The sequence below is a fragment of the Collinsella sp. LCP19S3_A6 genome, assembly GCF_052122015.1.
Classification (GTDB): domain Bacteria; phylum Actinomycetota; class Coriobacteriia; order Coriobacteriales; family Coriobacteriaceae; genus Collinsella.
Genome location: NZ_JBQKDD010000001.1, coordinates 141,871 through 157,786 on the forward strand (window position 1 = coordinate 141,871; position 15,916 = coordinate 157,786).

A 15,916-nucleotide genomic window follows, 5' to 3' on the forward strand; every position below is an offset into this window, starting at 1 on the left:
CGTCCGGTTGCCCGGTTGGTCTTGGTTATGTTTGCTGCTCTACAGTCCTGGCTCGCACGAAGAGCACATTAAGTGCTCTTCGGCTCGTGCGGAACTCGCGACAAACATAACCAAGACCAACCGGGCAACCTACTCATCAAGATCTCTTTCAGCCCAGGCCCCTGTGTACCGCGCGTCCAAGATCTTCAAATTCAGGCAGCCTGACAATCGATTCTTATAGCAAAGGCCCCTTGGCCTTTAGTTTGATACAAGTTCCGCACGAGCCGGAAAGCACTTAATGTGCTTTCCGTGCGAGCAGGACTGTTCGCAGTAGCAAACTAAAGGCCAAGGGGCCCAGTCAACCTATCAGCAGCGATTACTCAACAGCTAGTTGAATTTGAAGATCTTTGAGGCAAGGCGGTATAGGCCGAGTGTGGTTTTGTCTCCAGCCCGCCCGTGCAGGTTGGTAAAGAAGCCGACCACACCGTAGCGTGCACGACGATACATACGCTCGTCGTAGGCCTTCAAATCACTCCACAATGTCGTCAGGCGCTCGTCAGCGCAATCCTCATCGGAAAGCTTGGTAAGCACCGAACAAATTGCCATCATCATGGTGAAATAGCCCATCATGTACGCGCGCAGACGCGACGACTCGACATCGCTGTACAGATGGAACGACTCCATCATAATGCGCGTCACGCGAAACTGCTGGTCCAGACGTTTGACCATCGTGGCCTCGTTGACGCTCTGGCCCTCGCGACCGATAAAGTAACGATAGAGGTCGATGTCGGCGTAGTACATGGTCTTGCAGCGCGGCAGCGGCACATAGGCGTAGATATTGTCTACATAGAACGTGTGCGGCGGCATAGGCAGATTGGACGCGCGCAGCACATCCGTGCGATAACACAGGCTGTGCATGAGCAAATTCTGGTCCAGACGGAAATGGCCAATCTGGTCCCAGGTAAAGATCTTTTTGCGCGGCAGGGCGAACTTGTAACCAATAGCGGTATGCGTACCCTCGTAAACCTTCTCGTACACATAGTTCGAGATAAACAGATCGACGCGCTGGTCGCGCTCCTCAAAGCCACGCAGAATCGAAAGCATGGTCGAAAGCGCCGCACCGTCGAGCCAGTCATCCGAGTCGACGACCTTGTAGTAGGTGCCCTGTGCCTCGCGCAGGCCCGAGAGGACGGCCATGCCGTGACCGCCGTTCTCCTGATGCACCGCGCGGATGATACCGGGGTAACGCGCCTCCCACTCATCGGCCTTAGCTGCCGTCTCGTCCTTGGAACCGTCATCGACGATGATGATCTCGATATCGGTGGCGTAATTGCTCCCCTCCAGAATGGAGGTGATGCAATGGTCCATGTCCTTGGCGGCGTTATACGAGGGAATACCGAATGATATGACTTTATGCATGGCAGGCGATAATCTCATCCGAAAGATCGAGGGCAGAGTTGGTCACGGCATCCATATCGTAGTAACGATACTCGGCCAGGCGACCCACCGGGTGGAAGTTCGTCAGGTTCTGGACGCGCTCAAGATAGCGCTCATAGAGCTCGCGGTTCTCGGGCTCCAGAATGGCGTAATAGGGCGTCTCACCCGAGCCGGGCGTATAGGCCTTGGAATACTCCTTCATGATGGTGGTCTTGCCGGGCAGGACCTGACCAGTCATGTTCTTGAACTCGGTGATGCGCGTGTAATCCTCGCTCGTGGTGTAGTTGACGGTGCCCACGGGCTGGAACTGGTCCATATCGAGCGTCTCGAACTTCATGTCGAGCGTACGGTACGGCAGAGCGCCCAAGTCGAGGTTGAACAGCTCGTCGAGCGGACCGGTGTAGACGATCTCGCCGCCATAGACCTTGCCGTCGATCTTGACGGTGGTCTCGTCAATCTCAAAGAGGTCGCGGGCGTCCACGTTGCAGAACACATCAATCAGATCGTGGTCGAGCATATGCTCGAACAACGCGGTATAGCCGTCCTGCGGCATGCCCTGGAAGGGGGCCTGCGGGAAATAGCGGTCATCGTCGCCCACAAAGACGGGAACGCGGCCGGTGATCGAGGGATCGATCTGGTCGGGCGTCTGGCCCCACTGCTTCATGGTGTAATGCAAAAAGACGTTCTCGTAGACGTAATCGGCGACCTCGGCAAGATCCGGGTCGTTCTTCTTGCGCAGCTCCATGATGGGCACCTTGACGTCCTTGCCAAAGGTCTCCACGAGCTTCTGATACAGCTCCTCGCCGCGCTCATCGCCAAAGGCGAGCTTGAGGCTCGCGTGGTTAAAGGGCACGGGCATAAGGGTGCCGTTGATATTGGCAAGCACCTTGTGCTGGTAGTCCGTCCACTTGGTAAAGCGCGACAGAAAATTGTGGACGCGCTCGTTAAAGGTATGGTAAATGTGCGGACCATACTCGTGGACCAGGATCCCGGCCTCATCAAAGCAGTCGTAAGCATTGCCCGCAATGTGGCCACGGCGCTCCAAAACGGCAACGCGATAGCCGATAGTCTCGGCAAGACGGCGGGCACAAACGGCACCGGCATACCCGGCACCGACGACAATCATGTCGTATGCGCCGGCGTTAAAGCCTTCAGGCAGGCCTGAGGTAATCTGCATCGATACTCCTTGTCAAAAGCCACGGGCTCGTTAGCTGGGCTTTTCTCGAACATTCTTCGAGACATATTTATCAGAGCGATTATAGCGCTAATGCGTCCTATAATGAGCTTGCCACACAAGGAAAGCTCAAGCACCCCGGCGTACATATTTGAAAGGTAAACCCGCTAGCAGCGGGTTTATTCGTGGACAGCCGGGTGCCTGGAGCTTAGCGAAACGCTTGTAAGGAGTAACATGAGCGATTTCCTAAACCGTATGAAGTCTGCCGCCAAGGCCGACCTTAAGACGATCGTCCTGCCCGAGGGCGAAGATCCGCGCACCATCATCGCAGCTACCAAGATCATCGAGGAGGGCTTGGCAAAGATCGTCATCTTGGGCAACCCCGACGAGATCAACGTTCCCGGCGCTACCGTCATCGACCCGCGCAATGCCGAGAAGCACGAGGAGTACGCGCAGAAGTTTGCCGAGCTCCGCGCCAAGAAGGGTGTCACCATCGAGCAGGCTCGCGCCCAGGTGATGGACGCCACCTACTTTGGCACCATGATGGTCAAGATGGGCGATGCCGATGGTCTGGTCTCCGGCGCCTGCCACTCCACCGCCGACACCCTGCGCCCCGCGCTGCAGATCCTCAAGACCGCCCCGGGCACCAAGCTGGTCTCGGCCTTCTTTGTGATGTGCACCGACACCCCGCAGTTCGGCACCGACGGCACGCTGATCTTCGCCGACTGCGGCCTCAACATCAACCCGTCCTCCGATGAGCTCTCCGAAATCGCCATCGCCTCCGCTCACTCTTGGTCCACCTTCATGGGCAACGTTGAGCCGCACGTGGCCATGCTCTCCTACTCCACCATGGGTTCCGCCGGCGGCGAGGTCGCCAAGAAGGTCCAGGAGGCCGTGAAGTTCTGCAAGGAGAAGGCTCCCGAGCTCGCCATCGATGGCGACCTGCAGCTCGACGCCGCCATCGTCCCCAACGTCGCCCAGCTCAAGGCTCCCGGCTCCTCCGTTGCCGGCAAGGCCAACGTGCTCGTGTTTCCCGACCTCGAGGCCGGCAACATCGGCTACAAGCTGGTCCAGCGCTTCGCCGGCGCCGACGCCTACGGCCCCATCCTGCAGGGCATCGCCAAGCCGGTTAACGACCTTTCGCGCGGCTGCTCTGCCGACGACATCGTGGGTGTCGTAGCCATCACCGCCGTCCAGGCTCAGATGGCTGAGTAGCGCACGCACTCGCCCGAAGGCCGTACGGGCTAACCCCTGAAAACGTCCTCGACCAATGAAACGCCCTCGTTCTGCTCCTTCGGAGCTACGAACGGGGGCGTTTCTGGTCTGCGGATTGTTTTCAGGGGTTAGCCCGTACGGCCTTCTACCGCCACGTAGCATTCAGGGGATCTGGGGTGGACGGCGGCTTGGCTACGAGCTGGGGCTGAGAATCTGAATGGATGGGTGCCGTTGCTGAAAGTGCAGGCGTTGATGGCGGCAATCACTTTGGATGCGAAATGTTGGCTGCGGTTCGATGTCTGGCCCACCGGAAAGCGTGTCCCGGTTTGGAGGCGGATTGTGGGATGCAGCTTCCGCTTGGGGCTTGTTTGGGAAACTGTGGGACGGAATTTTGCTTTATTGTGGGTCGTTTTTTCCGCAACGTGCCTCAACCGGAAAGCGTGTCCCAGAATTTGTGCTCGAAACGGGATGGAGTTTCCGCTGTCCTTCTGCTAGTAAAAAAGGCCTCCCGAGCTGTTGCTCAGGAGGCCTTTCGTTTACATGCAAACGAGCGCGCTAGTTGTTCGCGGTCAGACGCTCGACGTCGCGGGCGATCATGTATTCCTCGTCGGTGGGGATGACCATGACGGTGACGGCGGAACCGGCGGAGCTGATGACCTGCGGGCCGTTGCCCACGGCCTCACGGTTCTTGTTGTTGTCGATGCGCACGCCCAGCCACTCAAAGCAGTCGCAGAAGGCCTTGCGGATCGACCAGTCGTTCTCGCCGATGCCGGCGGTAAAGGTGATGGTGTCCACGCCCGCCATGGATGCGATCATGGAACCGGCCTGCTGCATGGCCTTGTAGGCGAACATGTCGAAGGCGAGCAGGCAGCGCTCATCGCCCTCGGAGGCGCGCGTGCGGATGTCGCGGGCGTCGTTGGAGATACCCGAGATGGCAAGCAGACCAGACTGCTTGTTCATCATGTCATCGACTTCCTGATAGCTGTAGCCGCCCTCGCGCTGGAGGTAGCACACGGTGGCCGGGTCAATGGAGCCGCAGCGGGTTCCCATCATCAAACCATCGAGCGGCGTGAGGCCCATCGTGGTGTCGCGGCACACGCCGTCCTCAATGGCGGCAAGCGAAGCGCCGTTGCCCAGATGGCACGAAAGCAGACGGTGGCAGCGCGAGCCCAGGATCTCCTTGGCCATCATCCACTCGTAGCGGTGGCTCGTACCGTGCGCGCCGTACTTGCGCACGTGGTACTTGTCGCACACGTCCTTGGGCAGCGCGTAGGTGTAGGCAACCTCGGGCATGGTCATGTGGAACGAGGTATCGAAGACGGCCACGTTGGGCAGCTCCGGATACTTCTCACGGCAATACTCAATCGCCGCGGCCTCGCCGTAGTTGTGCAGCGGAGCAAGCGGTGCCACCTCAAGAATCTTGGCCATAACCTCGTCGTCGACAACTGCGGAATCATCGAAGTGCCAGCCGCCCTGAACGATACGATGCCCAATGCCATCAATCGTAAAGTCGGTCTTCTCAAGCTCCTCGAGCACACGAGCGATAGCAGAGCGATGATCGGGGAAGGGAACCTCCTCGGTCTGCTTGGCGCCACCGTTCTCGGAGTGGCCAAAGACGCCCATGTCCGATCCGATACGCTCGCAGTTGCCCTTGGCGAAAACCTTGCGGGTATCGGTATCCAAAAGCTGATATTTAAGGCTTGAGCTGCCGGCGTTGACAACAAGTACGTTCATGAGACTCCTTTGCAGTGCAATACGGTCGGCGCAGACCCCTTAAGGTGGCCGTATGTTAATAAGAAGTTATCACAACTTGATAAATAGCTATCAGGCATATCGCCCAACGAGCACAAGAGAGGGGCCGAACGGCACTTGATCGTCCAGCCCCTCCCCTCTTGCAATTACTTGCCGTTGACGATGCGCTCGACGTCGGAAGCGATCATGAACTCCTCATCCGTGGGGATGACGAAAATCTTGACCTTGGAATCCTTGGCGGACAGGCACCAGGCGCCGTCGCCACGCAGGGCGTTGCGGGCATGATCCATCTTAACGCCCATAAAGGCCAGACGATCGGCCACGCCGGCGCGAACGGCCGGAGCGTGCTCGCCGATGCCGGCGGTAAAGACCAGGGTGTCCATGCCGCACATGGAAGTGGCCATCTCGGCGGCCTTGGCGGCAATCTTGTAGACGAACATATCGAAGGCGAGCTGAGCCTCGGGGTCGCCGGCAGCGGCGAGCTCCTCAACGTTGCGGCAGTCGTTGGTCTTGCCGCCGGTCACAGCCAAAAGGCCGGACTTCTTGTTCATCATCTCGTCGACCTCGTCGAAGGTGTAGCCACCCTCGCGCTGCAGGTAGCACACGGTAGCCGGGTCGATGGAGCCGCAGCGGGTGCCCATCATGACACCGTCGAGCGGCGTCAAGCCCATGGTGGTGTCCATGCACTTACCGTCCTCAATAGCGCACAGAGAAGCGCCGGAACCGATGTGGCACACGACGACCTTGCGAGCCTCGCCGTTGGTCATCTCGGCAACCTTCTTGGAGATGTAGCGGTAGCTGGTGCCGTGGGCGCCGTACTTACGGATGTGCAGCTTGTCGCAGACGTCCTTGGGCAGGGCGTAGGTCTTGGCGACCTCGGGCATGTTGAAGTGGAAAGCAGTGTCGTAGACCGTGACGTTGGGCAGGTCGGGATACTGCTCGAGGCAGTATTCGATAACGTTGGCCTCGGGGTTGTTGTGCAGCGGGGCGAGCGGAGCGACCTCGCGGATCTTGGCGAGGACGTCCTCGTCGACGAGGGAGGAATCGCCGAAGTACCAACCGCCCTGAACGATACGGTGGCCGATGCCCTCGATCTTGACGCCGTTGGCCTCGAGGTCCTTCAGGACGACCTCGATGGCGACCTTGTGGTCGGGGAACTCGATGTTCTCGGTCACCTTCTTGGAACCGTTGGCAGCGTGGGTGAAGGTACCGCCGGTAAAGCAGACGCGCTCGCAGGAGCCCTTTGCGGACACCTTGTGGGACTTGGTATCGATGACCTGATACTTAAGGGTCGAAGATCCTGCGTTGACGACCAGAACGTTCATGTGTCTCCCTACTAACAGGCGGTGTGGCGCCGCCAGGTTACATACGCTTCAATAATAAACCCAAACGCCCTCGCGCTCGGGTTTATTGCGTTGATATATAAGTTATCGGTGCCTAAGCTTTCGCCTCATCCCACGGAAGAAGCGTCCTCAGATGAGGTTCTCGCCCAGGTTTTTGCCGCCGAGGACGTGCATGTGGAAGTGCATGACGGTCTGACCGGCATTGACGCCCTTGTTGGAGATGACGCGGAAGCCGTCCTCCAGGCCCTTGGCCTTAGCGACCTCCTGGATGGCGTGGGCCATGGCGCCCATGGTCTCGGCAGGTACGTTGTCGGCGATGTCGCTGTAGTGCTTCTTGGGGATTACGAGCGTGTGGACCGGCGCCTGGGGATTGAGGTCGTCGAACGCGATGACCTGATCGTCCTCGTAAACGACGGTCGAGGGGATCTCGTGGTTGGCAATTTTGCAGAAGATGCAATCACACATGGTTGGTTCCTTTCTCACAGACCAAGGTAGTCTTTTTGGGACGGGGCTTTTTTGACTACTTTTTCGCAAGCGCAGGCACCTGGCGAGCCGTCGCGCAAGGGTAGTCAAAAAAGCCCCGTCCCAAAAAGACTACCCCAAAGTAGGCTGCGAGGTGGTTAGAACGAGAGGTTGTCGTCGGTGTTGGCGGCTTCGCCGTCGACGAGCACGTCGTTGCCGTCGACGTCCTTAAGGAGCACCGAGACCTTCTGCTCGGCATCGGACAGGCGGGTGCGTAGGCTCTTGAGGAGCTCGACGCCGCGGGTATAGCTCTCGAGCGACTCCTCGAGCTCCATGTCGCCCGACTCCAGGCTGCGGATGATGAGCTCCAGCTCCTGCGAGGCCTGCTTGTACGTAAGCTGCTCGACCGGGGTCTTCTCTGCCATATCTGTTTCCTTTCCTAAGGGTCTATCACTGTGAAACGCGGTCTACTCGACCGCGTTGACGGTTGCTGCCACGTTGCCGTCCGCCATGCGCACGCGAATAGCGTCGCCCGGCTTAAAGATCTTGGCGCTCGAAGCCACACCGTCCTCGCTGTACGCGATGGAGTAACCGCGGGCAAGCACCTTGAGCGGCGACAAGGCATCGAGCGACGCAGCAGCTCGGCCCAGGTCGGACGCGGGCTTGCTGAGCATCGTGCGCCCCTGATGCTCCAGACGGGAGCTCGCAAGCGTGAGCGCATGGCGTTTGCCATCGAGCCCCGAGGTGCTTGCGATCAAGCGCTCGGGCAGGCGCTCAAAGTCGGAGCGGAAGGCCCCAACCGAACGCGTTATGGCGCCGGACAGGCGATCGGCCGTCAGGGCAAGCTCAGACTCGCGACGCTCGACCATAAACGTTGGATCGTTGAGGCACGGGCGGCACGCGGCCGCATCGAGCGCGTCGCCCAGACGAGCCGTATAGGTGTCCCAAGCGCGGCGACCACGCTGATCGAGCATTTCCAGATCGACCTGATCTGACCCGATCATCGAAGCCATCGCGGCGCCCAGACGCTGATGGCGCGTCTCGAGCACGTCGGCCAACTCCGTCATAGCCGGCGCCACCGATTCTGCCGCCGCCGTGGGCGTGGAGGCGCGACGGTCGCTCACCATGTCGCAAATCGAGGTATCGGGCTCATGGCCAATGCCGGTCACCACGGGCACAGGACAAGCCGCCACCGCGCGGGCAAGCTCCTCGTCATTAAAGGTCATGAGGTCCTCGAAGGAGCCGCCGCCGCGCACCAGCAAAATACAGTCAGGCGCCGGCGTAATGGAAGCGGCGCGACGCAAACCCTCAATGAGCTCTGCCGGCGCACCCTCGCCTTGAACCTTGGCACCCACGCAAACGAGCTCGACGAGTGGGTTGCGACGACGCAATGTGCGCTTGACGTCATCGATTACGGCACCCGAAAGCGAGGTGACGACCGCCACGCGTGAACAGAACACCGGGATGCGGCGCTTGCGCGCTTCGTCCATCAGGCCCTCGCGGCTCAGCTTTTCGGCCAGTTGCGCCACTTGTTGACGCAGCAGACCCTCCCCCGCCAGCGAAAACGAGCGGGCGACAAAACTCATGCGGCCCGTGGGCTTATAGAGATTGAAGCTACCCTTAAAGCTCACCTGCATGCCGTCGCGCAGATCGAACGTGCGCTTGAGATAGGCGCCCTTCCAAATGATGCAGTCAACGGCGGCCGAATCGTCCTTAATCTGGAAGTAGCAGTGACCGCTTCGGGCATTGGGGCCACGAAAACCCGTGACCTCGCCCAAAACACTCAGCTGCGGAATAGCATCGAGTGCACCGGCGGCGATCTCCACCGCCTGGCTCACGCTGAGTTCCTTGCGCTCCCGATCGTCCGAGCCGTCAAACTCGGCGGAAACGGCATTGCCGGTTAGATTCCAGCCTGCCACGCAGCCTCCTTTCGTTATCGCGCACAAAGGCTCCAGCCCTGCGCAAATTCAAGTCCAACACATAGTACAGCGCCGCGGGGACACAAATCCCCGCGGCGCCTGTCAAGCCAATTTGTTATCGGTTGGAGTTTCTGTTGTAGCGAGCCATCAGGTAGAGCAGCTGAATGATCGAGGTGAGCGCTGCGGCAACATAGGTAAGCGCGGCTGCCGTCAGGACCTTCTTGGCACCGTTGACCTGCTTGGAACTCATGCCCGACCGCTCGATGTACGCCACGGCGCGGCGGCTGGCATCAATCTCGACCGGCAGCGTAACCAGCTGGAACAATACACTAAACGAGAAGAAGATCAGCGCGAGGGTCGTGAGTCCCGCGATGTTCATGAACAGGCCCATGAGTAGCACGATGGTCCAGGTGTTCTGGGTAAAGTTGACGACCGGGACCAGGGCAGTGCGCACCTTCATCATGGCATAGCCGCTTTGGCGCTGGGCGGCGTGGCCCGCCTCGTGGCAGGCGACGGCAACGCTTGCGACCGATCCGCCCGAACGGTTGGCATCCGAGAGATACAGGTTGTTATCCTGCGGGTTGTAATGGTCGGTGAGCTCACCGGCGACGCCCTTGATACCCACGGCATTGCAACCGCTGGCGTCGAGCATGCGGCGCGCGACCGCAGCGCCCGTGTCGCCGTCCGAGCGAACCTTGGACCAGGTTTTATACGTCGAGTTGATATAGCTCTGCGCGGCAAGACCGAGCACCGTACAAACAAGGACGACCAGCAGGTACAGCGGGTCGATGCCAAAGCCATAACCATAGTAATAGGGCATGCGAATTCCTCCGAATCGAGTTACACGTTGGAGGCATTCTACCCACTCGCCCAGCCAACGAGACAGTATCGATGTTTTGGCAATGTCAGCGAAAACGGCCGAGAGCGAGCAAGGTGACGTGAAAGAGAAGCGACGCGTACTTTGGTACGCGAGCGACGATTGAACGTCAGATTGCCGCTCTCGGCCGTTTGCAGCGTCGAGCTGTTACGTGGTTTGGTAAAACCGCGTAACCATATACCTACAGGAGCTCGATTTTGCCGTCCTTCACCGTCAACCCCATGTTGCCCGAGAGCAGATCGTCCAGGCGCGAGCCCACAAGCTCAAAGCGCCAACCTTCGCGCAAAGGGCTCTGCTCGGGATGCTCAATATAGTCGGCCAGGTCATCGCGCGAGGCAATGACCGAGGTCGCCACGCCCGAACGCTCGGCAACCAGGCGAATGAGCGCGTACATGAGATCCGTCACGCTCTCCAGCTCCGGAGAGATCTGGCGATGTCCGCGCACCATGAGCGGCAGGCGATCGTGCGGGCAGCTCGCGCCGCGTTTGATGGCCATGAGCGCGCCGTCCACATCGCGCTCCCCCAGTTGATCGGTGCCGCGGATGCTGCGGAACTCCTCAACGCGCACAGGATTGCGCTTGACGAGCGCCAGCAGCGTATCGTCGGACATGACCCACTTGCGCGGGATGTTGCGGCGCTCGGCGCGGTCCTCGCGCCAGGCGGCAAGCTCGCGCGCAATGCCCAGCTGATGGCGGCTACACGAGTTGATGCGCTTGACCTTGCGGAATGCCTCATGGCGGTCGGCGCGGTAGTGCGACTCGTCGGCCAGCGGGCGCAACTCGTCGAGCACCCAGTCCACACGGCCCAGCTCGCGCAAACGGCTCATCATCTCGGTATAGGCGACGATCAGATACTTGACGTCATCGATCGCGTACTCAATCTGCTTATCGCTCAGCGGGCGGCGCGACCAATCGGTCAGCGACTCGGTCTTGGGCAGCGATACGCCGCAGAACGTCTGCACGAGCGCGCCGTAGGAAATCTGCTGGCGCTCGCCCAAAAAGGCGGCGGCGACCTGTGTGTCAAAAATCGGTCGCGGCAGCGCGCCCACGGTGTGGAGCATGACCTCCATATCCTGCGAGCAGGCGTGGAAGACCTTGACCACGCTCTCGTCGGCCATAAGCTCGGCCAGCGGCGATAAGTCGTCGATCACCAACGGATCGACCGCGACACTCTCGGCAGGGGTGGCAATCTGGACCAGGCACAGGCGCGGATGAAACGTGCGCTCGCGCAAAAACTCGGTATCGACGGCAATCGCGTCGAACTCACGAGCGCGCTGACAAAAGTCGAGTAGAGCCTGATGTGTGGAAATGTACATATCAACCCATCGAATAAGGTTAAGCCCGAAAAACACGGGTAGGATATCGGCATTGCCCTACAACTATACTCGGTTAGTCACAGAACGGGAACGTAAGTATGCGCTGCCTTATCATCCACAACCCGGCATCGGGTCCCAGCTCCGATGAAATCTACGCATTCACGCACGCTCTTGCACAGGGCGGCGACGAGGTCGTAATGCGCTTTATCGGCGATGGCATGGAGCCCGAGGACGCGGTAGCGGACGTTCGTGAGTTCGACCGCGTAGTCGTTTCGGGCGGCGACGGCACCGTCTCCAACGTGCTCGACCAGATGCGCGGGTGCGGTGTCCCTACGCTCATCTTCCCCTCCGGCACAGCCTGCCTGTTCTTTAACAACATCGGTAATGCCCCCGAGGCGGCGGCGCTTGCCAAGGCTTGCCGCGCCGGCCGCACGGTCAAGGTGGACATGGGTGAGCTCTTTTGGATCGACGAGAACGGTAACGAGAAGCGCCACGGCTTTATCATCATCGCCGGCTCGGGCTTCGACGCCGAGATCATGATGAAGGCCGCTCCCACCAAAAACGACATTGGCGAGATCGCCTACTTCCTCTCCGCGCTCGCCACGCCCAACCCCACGGTGGCGCACTTTACCATTGAACACGACGGCATGGTCGAGGAGCTCGACGGCATCTGCTGCATGGCGGGCAATACCTCAGTCATCCAAAACGACATCAACCTGTTCCCCAGCTGCCGCATGAACGACGGCATGGTCGACATCGCAGTCATCGAGCCGGTAAAAACCGTGCAGCTGCTCCCCACGGTGATCACCGCCGCGCTCGACCCCGCCGGCAAGGTGCTCGGCCGCCCGCAGTTTAAGATTATCCAGACCAAGGAAGCCAAGATTACCTGCACGCCGTCGCTGGGCATGCAGTTCGATGGCGAGATCATCTCCAGCAACTCCGGTGTCTTTGGCGCCCGCGCGCTTCCACAATGCCTCGACCTCATCGTCGACGAATTCTCTCCACTCGGAAAATAGGAGGACCCCGTGAACGACAACCCTATCATTGGCTTTATCGTCATCGTTCTGGCCATGCTCGTGGGCTACGCGATTAACGTAATCCACCGCCGGAAGAAGTAATTCCACATTGGTATGATATTCATCCAATCATCGTCTCCCCCGTTGTTTATGCATTTGCCAAACAGTGGGGGATTTTCTTCGCGCCCTGTGCAAGGCGCTTTATTCAGGTACAGTAATTACAGGGTGCCTTTATTTAAGTAAAGCTACATAATGAATACGATTTACCGCTCATCGAATATTTCACCACGTTTATAGAATAAGTTTATTTCACACATGAATAATATTTCCATTTCGTTATGCTATGGAAGATGTTTTATTGGCTGAAGCCCTCTGGCGACAGAGGGCTTTCGCACGCTGGGAGGGAAAATGAGGAAAGCTCACCCCGTCAACGCGCTCAAGAAGCTAGGCATAGGCCTCGCCTTTGGAGCTGCAACCATCATGTCCATGCCGACATCTGCGCTCGCCTGCACGCAGATGTACATGGGCAAGAACCTTACGGCCGACGGCAATACGTATTATGGCCGCGCCGAGGACTATGACAAACGCTACCTCAAGCACTTTGGCATCGAGGATTCGCACGCCCCCGGCTTCACCTACAGCTCCGATGAGTCCGGGTTCGCATACACCTCGAACAAAACCACGTATCGCTACAGCTATGTGCGCGATCACCCCTCGCAGTGGGATGACCGTTGGGACGCCTACTCCGAGGCAGGCATCAACGAGAAGGGCGTCTCCTGTTCCGCCACGCTAAGCACCAGCATGAATGCAGATGTCAAAGCTGTGGACCCCCTGACGGACGGCTTGGGTGAGTACAACTACGCCAGCGTTATCCTGGGCGAAAGCGCCACGGCCCGTGAGGGCGTCAAGCTTATCGGCAGTCTGATTGACGAGCAGGGCGTCTGCTCCAACGACCAGATTGTCATCGCCGACAGCAACGAGACTTGGCTGTTCGCCGCACTTTCCGGGCATCAGTGGATTGCCATGAAGCTCGCTGATGACGTCGCGTCGCTCAACCCTAATATCGGGAGCCTCAACTACGATGTCGACCTTAATGACGCCGAGAACTGCCTCCACTCCGAGGGCATCCAGACCATGCCCGTGGAGAAAGGCTTCGCCAAATACACCGACGGCAAGTTCGATGTTGCCAAAACCTATGGCGAGGGACTCGATGAGTCTGGCAGGCATCAGTGGACTCGCTATGTCCAGGGCCGAGACTACTTCATGAACCCGCTAATCAAGGACAAGGACTACACCATCGTTAAAGACAAGAACGGTACCGGCGCATCCGTCAGCGAGATCCAGCCCTTGTTCTTCAAGCCTGGCAAGTCTGGCTGGAGCACCTTTGAGCTGATTCGTGCCTTTGGCAACCGCGGCGAAAATGTCCCCGGCCTTAACGCCAACACCGACGGCGCCTACGCCATCGGCACCGAGCGCAACACCGAGGTCAACCTCTTCCAGATTCGTCGCGGCCTTGATCCCCAGGTTGCCACCATCCAGTGGGAGATGCTCTCCCGCGCTGCGTACTCCGTCGCCATCCCGTTGTACTCCGCTCTGATAACTGAGGTCAGCCCGTACTTCAGCGATCAGACCGTCTCCTTCGAGCACTGCGAAGAGACCGACATCGTGAACAACGAGGAACCCGAGAACTCAATCAACTACGTTCTCATGGACATCAGCTCGCTCTGCTTTGAGAACCCTGACACCCTTGGTATCAGCGTCCGTGCCTACCTCGATGCGCTCCAAAATGAGCTCATCGAGCAGAACAAAGAAGTTGACGTCGCCATGCTGGCCGAGACGACCACCGAGGGACGCACTGCTCTGGCCAACAAGGCCGGCAACGCTGCCACCGAGAACACCTACGTCAAGTGCAAGGCCCTGCTCCAGGAGATGCGCGCTTATCTGAAGGCTGGCGACTTTAGCAAGCCCTTCACCCCGAGCGACCTGAACACCGAGACCCGTGGCCTTAAGCAGTCCATCACCTACGCCAAGGATGCCCTCGCCACCGAGGCCCCCGAGAAGCCCGAGCAGCCCGGCACCCCCGAGCAGCCCGGCACCCCCGAGCAGCCCGGCACCCCCGAGCAGCCCGGCACCCCCGAGCAGCCTACTACCCCCGAGAAGCCGACCAAGCCGAGCACCTCTACCACGGTGACCACCAACAAGAAGAACACCAAGGGCAACCTGCCCACCACCGGTGACCGTTTTGACGGCCGCGTGGTTGCCGCGTTCGCCGCTGCTGGCGTCGTCGTCATCTCCGCTGGCGGCTATGCCCTCTATCGCCGCAACAAGGAGTAACACTCCTCGCAGGAAGTAACACTTCCCAGGGCGCGGGCGGGACAGCACAAGCTGCCCCGCCCGCTCTTCTTAATAGGAGGAAACGCCGCGAGATTCTTTTCAAAAAAGATTTCCCCGCACACACTTCGCTGTGCTATAGTGCAGCGAAACAGCAACTGGGCGCGACCGCGCCATGGCATCACGAAAGGAGCCACCAACATGAAGAACACGATGACGTCTCTCAACAACTGGTGGTGGCGTGATGCGAATACGATCGGTCGACGGTGAGTCCCTCACGCCTGTTTTTGCGCTCTAGGTGATTGGAAGGCCTCCGGTTTCGACCGGGGGCCTTTTTCTATCTCGAGCCCGATCGCATTCGCATCACGCGCCTCCGTTTTTCCTGCACTCCCCTTTTCGAAAGGACTTTCACCATGCCTCAGAACACCACCGCCGCCCAACCCCGCACCGTCCAGACCGCCGACCGCGGTAAACTCGACATCCGCGCCCTTGTCCTGCTCGCCATCCTGCTTGCCGCCGGCTTCATCCTCAACTTCACCGTTGGCAAGGCCATCTCGGGCATCTCGGGCGGCATGATCAGCCCCGAGTTCATCATCTCGGCCTTCTGCCTCACCATCCTGGTCATTCGCCCCAACATTGGCCAGGCGCTCGTCATCGGCCTCATCTCGGCCGCCGTGATCCAAATCACCACCACCTCGCCGTTTGTCGATTTTGCCGCCGAGGGCATCGCCGCCATGCTCATGGCCGTCATCGTCAACGCTGCCGCCAAGGGCGGCCAGGTTAAGCCTGCCGTCGCCATCGTCGCAACGTTCGTGACCACCTTTGTCTCGGGCGTCATCTTTATGGTCATCAAGATGGCCATGCTCGGCGTGGTGGGCGAGCTCGCCGCAGCCATGCTGCCCGTCGTCGCCATGACCGCCGTGTTTAACGCCATTCTGGTCGGCGCCCTCTACCTGCCCATCCAGAAGGCTCTGAAGCTCAACTAACCTGCTCGGCTTTACGAGCCACCCCATCTTGGCGTTCATTCGTCGCTCGCGTACCCAAGTACACTTCGCTCCTCTTTCACGCCAACCTGGGGCACCTCGTAAAGCCGTCT

General features: G+C 59.4%; 13 protein-coding genes. 4 read left to right on the forward strand and 9 right to left on the reverse strand.

Features of this window, described 5'->3' with window-relative positions; translation table 11 throughout:
- Positions 1-366: 366 nt before the first annotated feature.
- On the reverse strand, positions 367-1,398 hold the full coding sequence (locus tag ACTQVX_RS00620) for a glycosyltransferase family 2 protein (RefSeq protein WP_441536831.1): 1,032 nt from the start codon (positions 1,396-1,398) through the stop codon (positions 367-369).
- Positions 1,391-2,593, reverse strand: a complete 1,203-nt coding sequence (gene glf, locus ACTQVX_RS00625) for a UDP-galactopyranose mutase (protein WP_441040946.1) — start codon at positions 2,591-2,593, stop codon at positions 1,391-1,393. The genes ACTQVX_RS00620 and glf overlap by 8 nt, the downstream gene beginning before the upstream one ends.
- A 231-nt stretch (positions 2,594-2,824) precedes the next feature.
- Here glf and pta point away from each other — a divergent pair, with 231 nt between their 5' ends.
- Entirely contained in the window at positions 2,825-3,805 is a 981-nt protein-coding gene (pta, locus tag ACTQVX_RS00630; RefSeq protein ID WP_427718446.1) for a phosphate acetyltransferase, read from the forward strand.
- Between the two features lie 555 nt (positions 3,806-4,360).
- Here the strand turns inward: pta and ACTQVX_RS00635 are convergent.
- The 7 genes from ACTQVX_RS00635 to rnd all read right to left on the reverse strand — a co-directional run bounded on the left by ACTQVX_RS00635 (position 4,361) and on the right by rnd (position 11,473).
- Complete coding sequence (locus ACTQVX_RS00635; RefSeq protein ID WP_441559910.1) at positions 4,361-5,539, reverse strand: acetate/propionate family kinase; 1,179 nt, start codon at positions 5,537-5,539, stop codon at positions 4,361-4,363.
- Between the two features lie 164 nt (positions 5,540-5,703).
- Positions 5,704-6,882, reverse strand: coding sequence for an acetate/propionate family kinase (locus tag ACTQVX_RS00640; protein WP_006234305.1), 1,179 nt, complete (start codon positions 6,880-6,882; stop codon positions 5,704-5,706).
- Between the two features lie 147 nt (positions 6,883-7,029).
- A complete protein-coding gene (locus ACTQVX_RS00645; RefSeq protein WP_035137921.1) occupies positions 7,030-7,365 on the reverse strand; it encodes a histidine triad nucleotide-binding protein in 336 nt (111 codons plus the stop codon).
- A gap of 155 nt (positions 7,366-7,520) precedes the next feature.
- Positions 7,521-7,787, reverse strand: a complete 267-nt coding sequence (xseB, locus tag ACTQVX_RS00650; protein WP_152067775.1) for an exodeoxyribonuclease VII small subunit — start codon at positions 7,785-7,787, stop codon at positions 7,521-7,523.
- A 42-nt stretch (positions 7,788-7,829) separates the two neighbouring features.
- Positions 7,830-9,281: an exodeoxyribonuclease VII large subunit gene (xseA, locus tag ACTQVX_RS00655; RefSeq protein ID WP_441559912.1), complete on the reverse strand. Its 1,452-nt coding sequence runs from the start codon at positions 9,279-9,281 to the stop codon at positions 7,830-7,832.
- 115 nt (positions 9,282-9,396) lie between these two features.
- Complete coding sequence (locus ACTQVX_RS00660) at positions 9,397-10,101, reverse strand: zinc metallopeptidase (RefSeq protein ID WP_154517280.1); 705 nt, start codon at positions 10,099-10,101, stop codon at positions 9,397-9,399.
- Between the two features lie 238 nt (positions 10,102-10,339).
- Positions 10,340-11,473, reverse strand: coding sequence for a ribonuclease D (rnd, locus tag ACTQVX_RS00665; RefSeq protein WP_154517283.1), 1,134 nt, complete (start codon positions 11,471-11,473; stop codon positions 10,340-10,342).
- A gap of 98 nt (positions 11,474-11,571) precedes the next feature.
- Here rnd and ACTQVX_RS00670 point away from each other — a divergent pair, with 98 nt between their 5' ends.
- The 3 genes from ACTQVX_RS00670 (at position 11,572) to ACTQVX_RS00680 (ending at position 15,806) form a co-directional block, all read left to right on the forward strand.
- The gene (locus ACTQVX_RS00670; RefSeq protein WP_441559914.1) at positions 11,572-12,489 is read left to right on the forward strand and encodes a diacylglycerol/lipid kinase family protein; all 918 of its coding nucleotides are present in this window, start codon (positions 11,572-11,574) and stop codon (positions 12,487-12,489) included.
- Positions 12,490-12,897: 408 nt separating this feature from the next.
- On the forward strand, positions 12,898-14,823 hold the full coding sequence (locus ACTQVX_RS00675; protein WP_441559916.1) for a C69 family dipeptidase: 1,926 nt from the start codon (positions 12,898-12,900) through the stop codon (positions 14,821-14,823).
- A 410-nt stretch (positions 14,824-15,233) separates the two neighbouring features.
- A complete protein-coding gene (locus ACTQVX_RS00680) occupies positions 15,234-15,806 on the forward strand; it encodes a hypothetical protein (RefSeq protein ID WP_441559918.1) in 573 nt (190 codons plus the stop codon).
- The last annotated feature ends 110 nt before the right edge of the window (positions 15,807-15,916 follow it).

Bases quoted from the DNA above. Each gene is read 5' to 3' on its own strand.
- ACTQVX_RS00620 (WP_441536831.1), bottom strand. From the start codon at position 1,398: ATGCATAAAGTCATATCATTCGGTATTCCCTCGTATAACGCCGCCAAG.
- glf (WP_441040946.1), bottom strand. From the start codon at position 2,593: ATGCAGATTACCTCAGGCCTGCCTGAAGGCTTTAACGCCGGCGCATAC.
- pta (WP_427718446.1), top strand. From the start codon at position 2,825: ATGAGCGATTTCCTAAACCGTATGAAGTCTGCCGCCAAGGCCGACCTT.
- ACTQVX_RS00635 (WP_441559910.1), bottom strand. From the start codon at position 5,539: ATGAACGTACTTGTTGTCAACGCCGGCAGCTCAAGCCTTAAATATCAG.
- ACTQVX_RS00640 (WP_006234305.1), bottom strand. From the start codon at position 6,882: ATGAACGTTCTGGTCGTCAACGCAGGATCTTCGACCCTTAAGTATCAG.
- ACTQVX_RS00645 (WP_035137921.1), bottom strand. From the start codon at position 7,365: ATGTGTGATTGCATCTTCTGCAAAATTGCCAACCACGAGATCCCCTCG.
- xseB (WP_152067775.1), bottom strand. From the start codon at position 7,787: ATGGCAGAGAAGACCCCGGTCGAGCAGCTTACGTACAAGCAGGCCTCG.
- ACTQVX_RS00660 (WP_154517280.1), bottom strand. From the start codon at position 10,101: ATGCCCTATTACTATGGTTATGGCTTTGGCATCGACCCGCTGTACCTG.
- rnd (WP_154517283.1), bottom strand. From the start codon at position 11,473: ATGTACATTTCCACACATCAGGCTCTACTCGACTTTTGTCAGCGCGCT.
- ACTQVX_RS00670 (WP_441559914.1), top strand. From the start codon at position 11,572: ATGCGCTGCCTTATCATCCACAACCCGGCATCGGGTCCCAGCTCCGAT.
- ACTQVX_RS00675 (WP_441559916.1), top strand. From the start codon at position 12,898: ATGAGGAAAGCTCACCCCGTCAACGCGCTCAAGAAGCTAGGCATAGGC.
- ACTQVX_RS00680 (WP_441559918.1), top strand. From the start codon at position 15,234: ATGCCTCAGAACACCACCGCCGCCCAACCCCGCACCGTCCAGACCGCC.